8 protein-coding genes are annotated in these 14776 nt (G+C 70.2%); 3 read left to right on the top strand and 5 right to left on the bottom strand.

The genetic code is table 11. The features are described 5' to 3' along the window. Window positions 1-23: 23 nt before the first annotated feature. Genes ACSC1Q_RS05805 through ACSC1Q_RS05795 form a run of 3 tightly spaced genes read right to left on the bottom strand, consistent with a single transcriptional unit; the run spans window position 24 to window position 3193 of the window. Window positions 24-890, bottom strand: coding sequence for a sugar ABC transporter permease (locus ACSC1Q_RS05805; RefSeq protein WP_436757603.1), 867 nt, complete (start codon window positions 888-890; stop codon window positions 24-26). Next, window positions 887-1876 (bottom strand): carbohydrate ABC transporter permease, encoded by a 990-nt coding sequence (locus ACSC1Q_RS05800; protein WP_436757602.1) that lies wholly within the window; start codon window positions 1874-1876, stop codon window positions 887-889. The genes ACSC1Q_RS05805 and ACSC1Q_RS05800 overlap by 4 nt, the downstream gene beginning before the upstream one ends. 24 nt (window positions 1877-1900) lie before the next feature. Further along, a complete protein-coding gene (locus tag ACSC1Q_RS05795) occupies window positions 1901-3193 on the bottom strand; it encodes an extracellular solute-binding protein (protein ID WP_436757601.1) in 1293 nt (430 codons plus the stop codon). A 366-nt stretch (window positions 3194-3559) separates the two neighbouring features. On the opposite strand from ACSC1Q_RS05795, the gene pulA reads away from it, so the two are divergent. After that, complete coding sequence (gene pulA, locus ACSC1Q_RS05790) at window positions 3560-9427, top strand: pullulanase-type alpha-1,6-glucosidase (RefSeq protein ID WP_436757600.1); 5868 nt, start codon at window positions 3560-3562, stop codon at window positions 9425-9427. Between the two features lie 93 nt (window positions 9428-9520). Further along, window positions 9521-11245 (top strand): carbohydrate-binding module family 20 domain-containing protein, encoded by a 1725-nt coding sequence (locus ACSC1Q_RS05785; protein ID WP_436757599.1) that lies wholly within the window; start codon window positions 9521-9523, stop codon window positions 11243-11245. Between the two features lie 51 nt (window positions 11246-11296). Here the strand turns inward: ACSC1Q_RS05785 and ACSC1Q_RS05780 are convergent, their stop codons facing one another. Beyond that, entirely contained in the window at window positions 11297-12418 is a 1122-nt protein-coding gene (locus ACSC1Q_RS05780) for a glycosyltransferase family 2 protein (RefSeq protein WP_436757598.1), read from the bottom strand. 325 nt (window positions 12419-12743) lie between these two features. Here ACSC1Q_RS05780 and ACSC1Q_RS05775 point away from each other — a divergent pair, with 325 nt between their 5' ends. Further along, window positions 12744-13619: an AEC family transporter gene (locus ACSC1Q_RS05775; RefSeq protein WP_436757597.1), complete on the top strand. Its 876-nt coding sequence runs from the start codon at window positions 12744-12746 to the stop codon at window positions 13617-13619. Between the two features lie 13 nt (window positions 13620-13632). Here ACSC1Q_RS05775 and ACSC1Q_RS05770 read toward each other — a convergent pair whose 3' ends face one another. Continuing rightward, on the bottom strand, window positions 13633-14589 hold the full coding sequence (locus ACSC1Q_RS05770) for a GntR family transcriptional regulator (RefSeq protein WP_436757596.1): 957 nt from the start codon (window positions 14587-14589) through the stop codon (window positions 13633-13635). Window positions 14590-14776: the final 187 nt, after the last annotated feature.

Genomic DNA, 14776 nt, shown 5'->3' with positions numbered 1-14776 from the left:
CAGGACGTAGTAGCACAACGGTGTTACGACTTCGTGGCACCGGCGGTGAGCCCGGTGACCAGGTGCCGCTGGACGAGCAGGAAGACGACCGCCGCCGGGACCGCGATCAGCACCGCCGCCGCGGTGAGCAGGCCCCAGTCCGACCAGTGCTGGCCGACGAACTGCTGGAGCCCGATGCCGAGCGTGCGCTTCTCCTCCTGCGACATGAACACGGTGGCGTAGGCGACCTCGCCCCAGGCCGTCATGAACGAGTAGAACGCGGTGACGGCGAGGCTCGGCCTGGCCAGCGGCAGGATGACCCGCCAGAACGCGCCGAACGGCGTGAGGCCGTCGACGAGTCCCGCCTGGTCGATCTCGCGCGGGATGGAGTCGAAGTAGCTCTTCATCATCCACGCGCAGAACGGCACCGCCACCGTCATGTAGGCGATGACCAGCCCGGGGATCTGGTTGAGCAGCCCGAGGCCCGCCATCAGGTTGTAGAGGGGCACTATCAGGATCGCCACCGGGAACATCTGGGTGACGAGCAGCATCCACATCACCCCCCGGTAGCCGGGGAAGCGGAAGCGGCTGATGGCGTACCCGGTCGTGGAGGCGAGGAAGACGCCGATGACCGTGGTCAGCCCGGCGACGATCACCGAGTTGAGCAGCCAGGTCGGGAACCGCGTCTCGGTGAGCACCCGGACGTAGTTGTCCAGCGAGGGCTGGTTGAAGATCTCCAGCTCGCTGGAGAGCCAGCCGTCGCGCGGCTTGAGCGAGGTCAGGACCAGCCAGACGATCGGGAACACCGAGGTGACGACCGCGGCGAGCAGGGTCGCGTGCAGCAGGATCGACTTCCCCGCACCGCGTTCGCCGCGCCTCCGGACACGCCCGGTGGTGGTGACGGTGCTCACCAGACCTCCCCTTGCTTGCGCAGCGAGCGCCGGTAGACCACGGCCAGCACGACGAGGAGCAGGAGGATGATCACTCCCCACGCCGCGGAGTTGGAGTAGTTGCGGACGCCGGTGAAGGCCTCGCGGAAGGCGTAGGTGACCAGGATCTCGGTGGAGCTGCCCGGCCCTCCCCCGCTGATCAGGTAGATCACCGGGAACATGTTGAACGTCCAGATCGTGCCCAGCAGGACGACCGTGCTCGACACGGTACGCAGGCCGGGAACCGTGATGAAGCGGAAGCGCTGCCACGGCGTGGCGCCGTCGACCTCGGCCGCCTCGTACAGCTCACCGGGGATCGACTGGAGCCCGCCCAGCACGGCGACCATCATGAACGGCACGCCCATCCAGACGTTGACCGCGATGACCGCGATCTTCGCGGTGGTCGGGTCGTCGAGCCAGCCGACCGCGCCCAGTCCCGCGGCCCGCAGCATCGCGTTGATCACGCCGAAGTCGCTGTTGTAGAGGTAGCGCCAGATGAACGCCGAGACGAAGCCCGGGATCGCCCACGGCAGGATGAGCAGCAGCCGGTAGGCCGAGCGGAACCTGAGTTCGCGGTTGAGCAGCATGGCCAGGCCGAGGCCCAGGCCGTAGTGGAACGCCACGCAGGCGACGGTCCACACGACCGTCCAGGTCAGCTTCTCCCAGAACAACCCGCTGGTCAGGATCGCGACGTAGTTGTCGAACCAGGTGAACTCGTACGTCGAGGGGATGACGTTGACGCCGATCGTCCGGCCGATGTTGGCCTCGGTGGCGTCGGTCAGCGAGAGGTAGACGCCCCTGGCCAGCGGCCAGCCGACCAGCAGGCCGGTGACCAGGATCACCGGGGCGACCATGGCCCAGGCGTACCAGTGCGTGCCCATCGCCCGCCGGAACGGGCCGCCGGGCGGGCGGCCCCGGCCGCGGGCGCCGTCGGCGCCCGCGGCCCGGTCCCTGGCCGTGCTGTTCACACGCCCAGTCGAGAGCGCCACGGGTCAGCTCCAGTCCTTGAAGATGCCTCGGTACTGGCCGTCGACCTTCTTGAGCATGTCCTCGGGACTCGCCGTGCCGCCCACGAGCGACTGGTAGCCCTCAAGGAGCGGCTGGAAGAGCTGGCCGCCCTCGGGGATCCACGGCCGGGCGGTCGCGGTGTCCATGATGGGCTTGAAGACGGCGACGTCCTTGTTGCCCTGCACGTCGGGGTTGTCGTACGCGGAGACGCGGGTCGGCAGGAGGCTGATCTCCTTGGCCACCTTCGCCTGGGACTCGGGGGTGCTCATGAAGCGGACGAACTCGTAGGAGGCGTCCAGGTTCTTGGAGCCGGCGTAGATGGCCAGGTTCCAGCCGCCGGTGGGGGCTCCGGCCTTGACCGAGCCCGCCGGGACGGGGGCGATGCCCAGGTTCTCCTTGTCCTTGAACTCCTTGCCCTGGTAGATCTCCGACAGCGCCCACGGGCCGTTGTAGATCATCGCGGCCTTGCCGTCCTTGAGGGCGGTCATCGCGTTGGCGTAGCTGTCCTGGATCGCGGGCTTGGGCGCGGCGCCGGAGGTGATCAGGTCGGCGACGGTGGCCATCGCCTTCACGTTCGCCGGGGAGTTGACGGTGATCTTCTTGTTCCGCACGTCGAGGAGGTCGCCGCCCTCGCCGTACATGAAGGGCAGCAGGAAGTAGGAGTCGACGTTGAGGGCGAGGCCGTTCTTCCCGGTCTTCTCCTTGACGTCGAGCGCGGCCCGCTTGAGCTCCTCGACCGTGGTGGGGGCCTTCTCGTGCCCGGCCTCCGCCAGGAGCCGCTTGTTGTAGAGGAGCGCGAGGGTGTCGGTGACCTGCGGGACGGCGTACGTCTTGCCGTCGTACTTGGTGCTGCTCAGCGGCCCCGGCAGGAAGTCGGCCTCGTTCTCCACCGCGCGGGTGCCCTCCAGCGGCTGGAGGTAGCCGAGGGAGGCGAACTGGGAGGTCCAGGCGACCTCGGAGCGGATCACGTCCGGCGCCCCCGCGCCCGCCTGCGCCGCGGTCTGGAACTGGTTCTGCGCCTGGTCGGAGGGGACGTTGACGTACTTGACCTTGATGCCCGGGTACTTCGCCTGGAAGTCCTCGATGAGCGCCTGGAACGTCGGGCCCTCGCTGTCCGGCCTGACGGTGTCCCACCAGGTGATCTCACCGCTGATCTTCGACGGGTCCGTCGCCGCGGGCTGGGCGGGGGCCGCCGTACCGGCGTCACCGCCACCACAGGCGGAGACCGCCAGGGCGAGGGCCGCGACAATCGTCGCGGCCGAGAAGGCTCGCCGCATGTTCTTCTCCTCGTGTTCGGGGGGCGGCCGGGACCGATGAGCCGTCCGGCCGGGTCTGGAGTACGCCGGACGTTACGCCGACGTGAACCTCATTGGAAGAAGTTTCTGCAAGAGTCTGCAAAGTCGTTACAAAGCCCCCCAAAGCCGAGGAGTCATCCCACTTTCCCGCTCGACCGGCAAGCGGTCATATCACCCTCTTAGTGCCGAAAAATCGCTATTTGTACGTTTTGGGCAACCGATTGGGTCCCCTTCCGGACGGGCATGAATTGCCGGGATTCAGAAAATTGCCGCAAGGGATTGCACAGACCATTCCCAGTGAGTAACTTCCGGGCAATACCCTCGAAACAACTCCCGTGGAGGCCCTCCGTGGTCTGGCCGCTCCTCCCACGGCGCGCGAGAACGACCTTCCTGACGGGGGCCGCGCTCGCGGCGACCCTGGTCGCCACCCCTCTCGCCGCCGCCCCGCTCCCCGCCGCCGCGTCCGCGCCCCTCTCCGTACCTGTCTCCACGACTCTCGTACCGGCCTCCCCGCCGAGCCCGACGGTGTCCGCGCTCAGCCGCGCCACAGAGCCGAGCCCCGTGGTGTCCGCGCTCAGCCGTACCGCCGAGCCCTCCGACCGGGACCTCGCGCGCGACGCGCTCCGCGCCGACCTGAGCCGCGAGCGCTTCTACTTCGCGATGACCGACCGGTTCGCCAACGGCGACACCGGCAACGACCGGGGCGGCCTGTCGGGCGACCGGCTCGCCACCGGCTTCGACCCGGCGCACAAGGGCTTCTACCAGGGCGGCGACCTCAAGGGCCTGCTCGGAAAGCTCGACTACGTCAAGAACCTGGGCAGCACCGCGATCTGGATCACCCCGGCGTTCGTGAACCGTCCCGTGCAGGGCACCGGCGCGAACGTCTCCGCCGGGTACCACGGCTACTGGATCACCGACTTCACCAGGATCGACCCGCACCTGGGGACGAACGCCCAGATGAGGGAGCTGGTGCGCGAGGCCCACCGGCGCGGGATGAAGGTCTTCTTCGACATCATCACCAACCACACGGCCGACGTGGTCGACTACACGGAGAAGACGTACTCGTATCGCTCCAAGGGCGCCTACCCCTACGTCGACACCCGTGGCGTGCCGTTCGACGACCGCGACTTCGCGGGCAGGGACACCTTCCCGAAGGTGGACACCGGCTCGTTCCCGTACACGCCGGTCGCGCCGAGGAACGCGAAGACCCCGTCCTGGCTGAACGACCCGACGATGTACCACAACCGGGGCGACTCCACCTTCAGCGGCGGCGAGAACGACGAGTACGGCGACTTCTTCGGCCTCGACGACCTGTGGACCGAGCGGCCCGAGGTCGTCAAGGGCATGACCGACATCTACAAGACGTGGGTGCGCGAGACCGGCCTCGACGGCTTCCGCATCGACACCGCCAAGCACGTGAACATGGAGTTCTGGGAGAAGTTCTCCCCGGCGCTGCGCGGCTACGCGGCCCAGCAGGGCAACAAGCGGTTCTTCATGTTCGGCGAGGTCTACTCCGGCGAGCCGTCCTTCACCAGCCGCTACTCCACCCGGGGCGCGATGAACGCCACCCTGGACTTCCCGTTCCAGGAGGCCGCCCGCTCCTTCGGCGGCGGCACGGCGGACGCCTCCAGGCTCGCCCGGCTGTACGCGGGCGACGACTACCACACCGACGCCGACGGCAACGCGTCGTCGCTGCCGACCTTCCTCGGCAACCACGACATGGGCCGCATCGGCCGTTTCGTCGCCCAGGACAACCCGGGCGCCCCCGACTCGGAGCTGCTGCGCAGGGACCTGCTCGCCCACGAGCTGATGTACCTCACCCGTGGCCAGCCGGTCGTCTACTACGGCGACGAGCAGGGCTTCACCGGCAAGGGCGGCGACCAGGACGCCCGCGCGTCCATGTTCGCCTCCAGGACCGAGAGCTACCTGAGCGACGACCTGATCGGCACCGACTCCACCCACGCCAGGGACAACTTCGTCCCCACCCACCCGCTCTACCGGGGCATCTCCGCCCTCGCCGCGCTGCGCGACGCCCACCCGGCCCTCGCCGACGGCGCCCAGATCGAGCGGCTGGTCTCCGGCGGCGTCTACGCCTTCTCCAGGATCGGCGCCACCCGGCAGGTCGAGTACCTGGTCGCGGTCAACAACGCCGAGCGGCCCGCGACCGCGAGCGTGCCCACCTTCTCGGCGGGCGCGGCCTTCACGAAGGTGTACGGCGAGGGCGCCGCCACCCTCACCACCGGCACGGACACCAGGCTGGCGCTCACCGTCCCCGCCCTGTCGGCGGTGGTCTACAAGGCGCCCGCCAAGCTCAAGGCGCCGGCCACGGCCCCGGCCGTCTCGATCACCCTCCCCGGGGCCGAGATCAGGGGCACCGCCGAGGACGGCCGGATCCCGGTCGTCGCGACCGTGCCGGGCACCGGCTTCGACCAGGTCACCTTCGCCGCCAAGGCCGGCGACGGCGCCTGGAAGGTGATCGGCACCGACGACGCCCCTTCAAGCCGTACCTTCAGGGTCTTCCACGACCTCCGGGGCATCGCGGCGGGCACGAAGGTCTCGTACAAGGCCGTGGTGAAGGACTCCGCGGGCCGGTTCGCCTCGGCGGTCGCGCAGGCGACCGTCGGCGCCGAGCCCGCCCCCGAGGAGCCCGGCGCGGTCAAGCGCGACTGGCTCGTCGTGCACTACCAGCGGGAGAACGCCGGAGACTACGACGGCTGGGGCCTGCACGTCTGGGGCGACGTGGAGAACCCGACCGAGTGGGCCACCCCGCTCCCGCTGACCGGCGAGGACTCCTACGGCCGCTTCGCCTGGATCAAGCTCAAGCCCGGTGCCACCAGCGTCGGGATCATCGCCCACAAGGGCGACGAGAAGGACGGCGGCGACCGGGTCGTGAACCCCGCCAGGAACGGCGAGGTCTGGCTGGCGAAGGGGAAACCGGACACCTACCTGTCCCGCGCGGCGGCCCAGGGGTACGCGACCGTCCACTACGGCCGCCCGGACGGGAACTACGACGGCTGGGGACTGCACCTGTGGGGCGACGGGCTCGCCGACGGGGTGCCCACCGACTGGGCCGCGCCGCGCCCGCCGGACGGCGTCGACTCCTACGGCGCGTTCTGGAAGGTGCCGCTGAAGGACGCCGCCCTCCCGGCGAACTTCATCGTGCACAAGGGCGACACCAAGGACCCCGGGCCCGACCAGTCGTTCACCCCGGCGGCGCAGCCGGACGCGTACGTCGCCTCGGGCGTGGCGAAGGCCCATCCGACCCGGGCGGCGGCCGAGAACGTCGCGATCCTGCATTACCACCGGCCGGACGGGAATTACGACGGCTGGGGACTGCACCTGTGGGGCGACGTGGCGAATCCCACCGAGTGGGGCGCGCCGCTCCGGCCCGCGGGCGAGGACGGGTTCGGCGTTCACTTCCGCGTCCCCCTGACCGAGGGGGCCAAGACCGTGAACTACATCATCCACAAGGGCGACACCAAGGACCTGCCGGACAACCAGTCGCTGGACCTGACGTCGACCGGCCACGAGGCGTGGCGGGTCGCGGCGACCGAGGGCTACCTGCTGCCCCAGCCCTCGGCGCGCGGGGCCGACGCCGACCTGTCGAAGTCGTCGGCGCACTGGATCGACCGGACCACGGTCGCCTGGAAGATCGACCCCGCCACCGCGAACCGCTACTCCCTCGCCTTCTCCGCCAAGGGCGGCATCGCCTACGACAAGGGTGACCTGACCGGCGACCTCAGGCTGATCCGTCTCGCGCCCGGCGCGCTGACCGAGGCGCAGAAGGCGAAGTGGCCGCACCTGGCCGGGCACGCCGCGTTCACCGTCGACCCGCGTGACGCCGACCTGGTGCGGGAGGCCGTCCGGGGCCAGCTCGTGGCCGTCGAGCGCGACGCCTCGGGCGCGCTGCTCGCCGCCACCGGCGTGCAGTTCCCCGGCCTGCTCGACGATCTGTACCCCAGGGCCGCGACCGCCGGCCTCGGGCCCTCCTGGAGCGGCGGCACACCCGGGCTGTCGGTCTGGGCGCCGACCGCGGGCAAGGTCGAGCTCGCCCTCTACCGGAACTCCTCCGGCGGCGCCCGTACCGTCCACGCCATGCGCCGCGACGACGAGACCGGCGTCTGGTCGGTGCGGGGACAGCGGGACTGGAAGGACCGCTACTACACCTTCCTGGTCACGGTCTACGTGCCGGGCGAGGGGAAGGTGGTCGTCAACGAGGTGACCGACCCCTACAGCCTGTCGCTGTCGGCGGGCTCGGGACGTAGCCAGCTCGCCGACCTGTCCGACCGGGCGCTGCGCCCCGACGGCTGGTCCTCGCTGGCCAAGCCGAAGGCCGTGGCGCAGCAGAAGGCGTCGATCTACGAACTGCACGTGCGCGACTTCTCCGCCTCCGACACGACCGTCCCGGCCGCCGAGCGCGGCACGTACGCCGCGTTCACCCGCGACTCGGCGGGGATGAGGGAGCTGCGCGGGCTGGCCGGAGACGGGCTCACCCACGTGCACCTGCTGCCCGTCTTCGACATGGCGACCGTTCCCGAGAGGAGGGCCGACCGGACCGAGCCCGATTGCGACCTCGCCTCGATGCCCCCCGACTCCGAGGAGCAGCAGGCCTGCGTCGCGAGGACGGCGGCGAAGGACTCCTTCAACTGGGGTTACGACCCGCTGCACTACACCGTGCCCGAGGGCTCCTACGCCTCCGAGCCCGACGGGTCGTCGCGGATCAGGGAGTTCCGCGGCATGGTCGGCGGGCTGAACCAGGCCGGGCTGCGGGTCGTGATGGACGTGGTCTACAACCACACCCACGCCTCCGGCCAGGACCCCACCTCGGTGCTCGACCGCCTCGTCCCCGGCTACTACCACCGGCTGCTCGACGACGGCACGATCGCCACCTCCACCTGCTGCGCCAACACCGCGCCCGAGCACGCCATGATGGGCAGGCTCGTCGTCGACTCCATCGTCACCTGGGCCCGCGAGTACAAGGTGGACGGCTTCAGGTTCGACCTGATGGGCCACCACCCGAAGGCGAACATGGTCGCGGTCCGCGCGGCACTCGACAAGCTGACCGTCGCCCGCGACGGCGTCGACGGAAAGTCGATCATCCTGTACGGGGAGGGCTGGAACTTCGGCGAGGTCGCCGACGACGCCCGCTTCGAGCAGGCCACCCAGGCCAACATGGCCGGGACCGGGATCGGCACCTTCAGCGACCGGCTGCGCGACGCGGTGCGCGGCGGCGGCCCGTTCGACGCCGACCCCCGCGTGCAGGGCTTCGGCTCGGGGCTCGCCGGGGCGCCCAACGGCTCACCGGCGAACGGCGACGAGGCGCAGCAGCGGTCCCGGCTGCTGAACTACCACGACCTGATCAAGGTCGGGCTCGCCGGGAACCTCCGCGACTACACCTTCACCGCCTCCGACGGCAGGCTCGTCAAGGGCTCGGAGGTGAGCTACAACGGCTCTCCGGCCGGGTACGCCGCCGCGCCGGGCGAGATCGTCACCTACGTGGACGCCCACGACAACGAGACGCTGTTCGACGCGCTGGCGTACAAGCTGCCACCGGCGACCGCGATGGCCGACCGGGTGCGGATGCAGTCGCTCTCGCTGGCCACGGCCGTCCTCGGTCAGGGCACCTCGTTCGTGCACGCGGGCAGCGAGCGGCTGCGGTCCAAGTCGCTCGACCGCAACTCCTACGACTCGGGCGACTGGTTCAACCGGCTGCTGTGGGACTGCTCGGCGGGCAACGGCTTCGGCGCCGGGCTCCCCCCGAGGCCCGACAACGAGGACAAGTGGCAGTACGCCAGGCCGCTGCTCGGCGACCCGGCGCTGAAGCCGGACTGCGCGGCGATCGGCGCGGCCCGCGCCCGGTACGGGGAGCTGCTGAGGATCCGCTCCTCCTCACCGGTCTTCGGCCTCGCCACCCTAGCCGAGGTGCAGAGGCGCGTCACCTTCCCGACCGGCGGCACCTCGGAGACCCCGGGGGTCGTGACCATGCACCTGGACGCCACGGGGATCGACCCGCGCTGGAAGTCGGTCACCGTCGTCTTCAACGCGACCCCCGAGGCACGGCCGCAGACCGTCGCCGCGCTGAAGGGCGCCCAGGTGACGCTCCACCCCGTCCAGACGTCCGGCGACGACGCCGTCGTGAAGCGGTCGGCGTTCGACTCCGCCACGGGCACGCTGACGGTCCCGGCCCGCACGGTCGCCGTCTTCGTCCAGCCCTGACTCCCCCGTACCCCGGAAAGACGGCCGGGCCGGGTGTTGCAGCACCCGGCCCGGCCAGGGAACCCGTCCATCGATCCTGGAGGCCCCCCACTCATGAAACCCTACAGAGTCGTCGTTGCCACGGCGTTAAGCGCTCTGGTGAGCGCCGCCGTGCTGGTGCCCGGCGTGCTGGGCGCCCCGGCCCAGGCCGCGCCGCCCACCCCCGGCCCGATCGTCAAGCTGTGGAACTGGAACTGGAACTCCGTCGCCAGGGAGTGCACCGACGTGCTCGGCCCGGCCGGGTACGCCGCCGTGCAGGTCTCCCCGCCGAGCGACTCGATGTCGCGGGGCGGCGCGGTCTGGTGGGACGTCTACCAGCCCGCCCGCTACACCCTCACCAGCAAGTTCGGTGACGAGAACGCGTTCAGGAACATGGTGAACGCCTGCCACTCCGCCGGGCTCAAGGTCCACGCGGACGCCGTCGTCAACCACATGACGGGACAGGGCAGCAGCAGCTACGGCGGCTACGCCTTCGGCAAGTACAACTACCCCGGCCTCTACTCCGCCGCCGACTTCCACTCCCCCACCTGCGGGATCAACGGCTCCGACTACGTCAACGACGGCTGGCGGGTGCAGAACTGCGAGCTGGTCGGCCTGGCCGACCTCAACACCGGCTCCGAGTACGTCCGCGACCAGATCGCGGGCTACCTCAACAAGCTGACCTCCCTGGGCGTGGACGGCTTCCGCGTCGACGCCGCCAAGCACATCAACCCCGGCGACCTCGCCGCGATCAAGGGCAGGCTCACCGGCTCGCCGTACATCCACCAGGAGGTCATCCAGGGCGACGGCGAGGCGATCAGCCCGAGCCAGTACACCGGCATCGGCGACGTGCACGAGTTCGTGTACGGCCGCAAGCTCAAGGAGCAGTTCAACGGCGGCCAGATCAGGAACCTGCAGTCCTTCGGGCAGAGCTGGGGCCTGTCGGTGCCCAGCGACAAGGCCGTGGTGTTCATCGACAACCACGACACCGAGCGCAACGGCTCGACCATGAACTACAAGTACGGAGACGCCTACCGGCTGGCCAACGTCTTCATGCTCGCCTGGCCGTACGGCACCCCGAGGGTCTACTCCGGGTTCACCTGGAGCAACGCCGAGGCCGGACCGCCGTCGGCCAACGGCGGCTTCGCCACCGACGCCAACTGCGGCAACGGCCAGTGGACCTGCTTCCACCGCCAGATGAACGGCATGGTCGGCTTCAACCGCGCCGTCCAGGGCACCGCGGTCGGCAACTGGTACGACAACGGCAACAACGTGATCGCCTTCAGCCGGGGCGCGAAGGGCTGGGTCGCGATCAACAACGAGGGCGGGAGCGTCACCCGCACCTTCTCCACCGGCCTGCCCGCCGGGACCTACGCCAACGTCGCGGGCGGCGGCTCGGTGACCGTCGGCTCGGGCGGCTCGGCCTCGGTGACCGTCCCCGCGAAGGGCGCGGTCGCCATCCACACCGGCGCCTCCGGCCCCAGCCCGACCCCGACGCCCAACCCCGGCCAGGTCGCCACCACGTTCAACGCCACCGTCACCACGAACTGGGGCCAGAATGTCTTCGTCGTCGGCAACGTCTCCCAGCTCGGCTCCTGGAACCCGGCGAACGCCGTCGCCCTGTCGTCGGCCGCGTACCCGGTCTGGCGGGCCACGGTGAACCTGCCGCCCGGCACGGCGATCCAGTACAAGTACATCAAGAAGAACCCCGACGGCTCGGTGACCTGGGAGAGCGACCCCAACCGCTCCTTCACCACCCCCTCGGGCGGCACCGCGACCCGCACCGACTCCTGGCGCTGACTCCTGGCGCTGACCTTCACCTGACCCGCGCCGGCCTTCGACCGGCGCGGGTCATCCGCCGGCCACCGGGTAGCGGCTGAGGATCTCGGCTCGCCGCGTCTCCGACGGCCGGTGGAAGTAGAGCAGCTCGCCGGGGGTGTCGACGCACTGGACCAGGCCGGCCAGCTCGGCGCCGCGGGTCTCGTCGATGACGAGAAGATCGCTCGTCGCACCGCGGGCCGCCAGCTCCGCCGTCGCGGCGTCGACCGTGTCCTCCTCGACCACCACGAGCCGGTAGGTGACGGGCACCGGCAGCCGGCCTTCGAGGGCCCGCGCGGCGGACTCGAAGCAGCGCATCGCCTCCACCCAGCCGATCCGCGGGCCGGCCGGGTTCATGGCCAGGCCGACGATCGACTGGATCGCCACTTCGGGCGCTTGATGCTTGGCCGTCATGTAGGCGAGATTGCGGACCCAGTCGCCGTACATTCCGGCGTCTATCCCCCGGCGCCGCTGGTGGTAGGCCACGGCCGAGACGTTGAAGGCGAAGGCCAGTCCCGCCTGCCGCAGCCGATATCCCAGGTCGGTGTCCTCAAGTCCCCAGCCGAGAAACGCCTCGTCGAAACCGCCGAGCCGGCGCAGGTGCTCGGCGCGCACCGAGGCGTTGCAGGTGAAAAGGAGATGCCAGCAGATGGCGAGCCGGTTCATGTTGCCCGAGAATTCGGCCAGCACCTTCTCCCGCGGATCACCCCAGGCGACGGCGGGCATGGCGTCGAAGGTGAATTCGCGGCTGAGGCGCTCCTCGTCGAAGTCTCCGTCTCCGAGGTCCGGGCGGGGGCCGATCACGACGAGATCATTCCTGAGCCGGTGATAGCGGACGTGTTCGGCGAGATAGGTCGGCCCGACCACCGTGTCGGCGTCGACCATGACGACGAGCTCCCCGGTGGCCTTGGCGATGGCCGCGTTACGGGCGGCCGCCCGGCTCGACCGATCGGTGCGCGGAAGGTAGAGGTAGGTCAGGTTGTCACGGTCCGCCAGCTCGGCGACCATCTCGCCGGTGCCGTCGGTGGAGCCGTCGTCGGCGACGACGAGCTCGAAGGAGTCCTCCGGATCGAGCACGCTGTGCGCGAGGGTGTACAGCAACAGGCGCAACTTGCTCCGCACGTTGAAGGCTGGAATGACGACGCTGACCTTCACGAAACCTCCTGTGAATGGGCGACAAAGAATGACCGGCACGGTCACGGACACGTCGGACGCCTTCGCGATCAGAATTATCAACCGTCCGCAAGTCCAGTGCAATGATCGTGGGAGCGATTTCCCGTTCACCGAAATCGGTCGACCGGCCGACGGCAATACTCGGTCGACCGGCCGACGGCAATACGCCGGGCAAGGCTCATTGGCGGGTGCGGCCGGTCGGCCGCGACTCCAGGACCCACCCGCTGGGCGTGGCGTCGGGCGGCGGGCAGGTCGCCGAGCCGCCGCACTCGCCGGGAGGCGCGACGGCCCGGATACGGTGTGCCGGGTGCAGTCGGTTATCGCGGCATTCATCCCGATCTGGTTTATCGGCGCCCTCGGCTGGCTCGCCGCCCGGTTCGGATGGGCGAGCGACCAGGCCCGGCAGGCGCTGACGCGGTTCGCGTTCACCGTCGCGATGCCCGCGGTGCTGTTCACGACGCTCAGCCGTACCCCGCTCGACCGGATCCAGCCTGGACCGCTGCTCGCCTTCGCGGTCAGCACCTTCGCCGCCGGCCTGCTCGCGCTCGCGCTGTCCCGCGGCGAGCTGCCGGAACGGGTGCTCACCGCGATGTCGTCGTCCTACGTCAACGCCGGCAACCTCGGCATCCCCGTCGGCCTGTACGTCCTGAACGACGCGACGTTCGTGGTGTCGGTCCTGATCTTCCAGGTCCTGATGGTCTCCCCGCTGATCTTCCTCGGCCTCGGCGCCGGGGGCGCGTCGTTCCTCGCCCCGCTGCGGACGCCGATCGTGATCGCCTCCTTCCTCGGCCTTGCCGTGTCTGCCCTCGGCTGGCGGCTTCCGGACCTCGCGCTGCGGCCCCTGGAGATCCTCGGCGGCGCCGCGGTGCCCCTGGCGCTCTTCTCGCTGGGCATGTCCCTGAACGGCTCGGCCGTCTCCTGGCGCGCGACGGCACCGGCGGTGACGTTCAAGCTGCTGCTCCAGCCGCTGGTGGCCTTCCTGGTCGGGCGCTTCCTCCTGCGCCTCGACGGCCCGGCGCTCTTCTCGGCCGTCCTGTTCGCAGGTCTCCCCACCGCGCAGAACACGTTCGTGTACGCCGCCGAGTACGGCCGTTCCACGGACCTGCCCCGCGACGCCATCCTCGTCTCCAGCGTCCTGTCCCTGGGCACCCTGTCCGTCATCGCCCTGCTGGGAGCCGCCTGAGCCGAGGACGGGACTACGGGCGTGCCCGCTCCACCAGGGCGGCGAAACCGTCGAGATGGCGCGCGAGGCTGTACTCGAACAATCCGTCCACGTCCGGCACCTCCTCCCCGGTGAGCGTGGCCAGCAGCGGGAACCGCCCGGAGTCGAGAAGCTCGTCGGCCCGTTCCCGCCGGGCCAGCCACCAGCGGTCGAGCGTCACACCGGTCTCCTGCTCGGCCTCGACCTCGTCCGCCATGGGCAGCGCGACGCCGAGGACCAGCGCGGGCAGCGTGAGCGCCTCGCGGATCCGGGTCGTCATGGGCAGCCCGAGCCCGTCGAGCGCGCGCAGGGTCCACTCGGTGTGCTCCATCACGCTGGGCGCCAGCGACGGGCGGATGAGCGAGACGGCCCTGGGCAGCCAGGGGTGTCGCCGGTACAGCTCCCACTGCAGGCGGGAGACGAGTTCGAGCTTGGCCCGCCAGCCGTCCGGCCCCGGGACGGGCAGCTCCGGTTCGCCGAAGACCTCGTCGGTCATCTGCGTCACCAGCTCCTCCTTGCTCGCGACGTGCCGGTACAGCGACATCGGGCCGACCCCGAACTCGGCCGCGAGCCGCCGCATGGACACGGCGTCGAGTCCCTCGGTGTCGGCGATCGCGATGGCCGCGCGGAGAGTCCGCCTCCGGTCCAGTGCCCGCTTGGGAACGCCGGCCCGCCGTGGTCCGGGGGGAGGGGGCACGACGACCGGCCGCGTCCGGCCCGTGAGGGCGCCGACCACCGTGCCGGCGCCGACCCTCGTCTCGACCAGTCCCTCGTCGCGGAGGGTGGCCGTCACCCTGGTCGCGGTCGCGACCGCGACGCCCCACCGCCGGGCGATCTCCCGGACGGACGGCACCCGATCCCCGGGCCTCAGGTCGCCGGCCAGGATCCGGGCACGGATCTCCTCGACGATCTGCCGGTACGGCGGTTCCGGTCGCTGCGCCGACGGCGGCATGAAGGGGCCCCTCTCCCGGTGAGGTTGGTACCGGTCGAGAGTGTACTAGTTCAATCTCTCCGTACCAGCGCACTTCGACGTGCTGAACTCACGAAATATGACCGTTTTTACGACCGTCTCAATACGCTGTACCCATGGCAGTCGATACACCGTACGCATCCGTGCGGCGGGCGGACGACGCGGACCG

It is taken from the genome of Streptosporangium heterodermiicola, from assembly GCF_051390675.1.
Taxonomy (GTDB): Bacteria; Actinomycetota; Actinomycetes; order Streptosporangiales; family Streptosporangiaceae; genus Streptosporangium.
Note: the sequence above shows the minus strand (reverse complement) of the source record. Positions and strands in the feature narration are given on the sequence as shown.

Excerpts from the sequence above, each read along its gene's own strand:
- ACSC1Q_RS05795 (WP_436757601.1), bottom strand. The coding sequence starts at position 3,193 with ATGCGGCGAGCCTTCTCGGCCGCGACGATTGTCGCGGCCCTCGCCCTG.
- ACSC1Q_RS05785 (WP_436757599.1), top strand. The coding sequence starts at position 9,521 with ATGAAACCCTACAGAGTCGTCGTTGCCACGGCGTTAAGCGCTCTGGTG.
- ACSC1Q_RS05770 (WP_436757596.1), bottom strand. The coding sequence starts at position 14,589 with ATGCCGCCGTCGGCGCAGCGACCGGAACCGCCGTACCGGCAGATCGTC.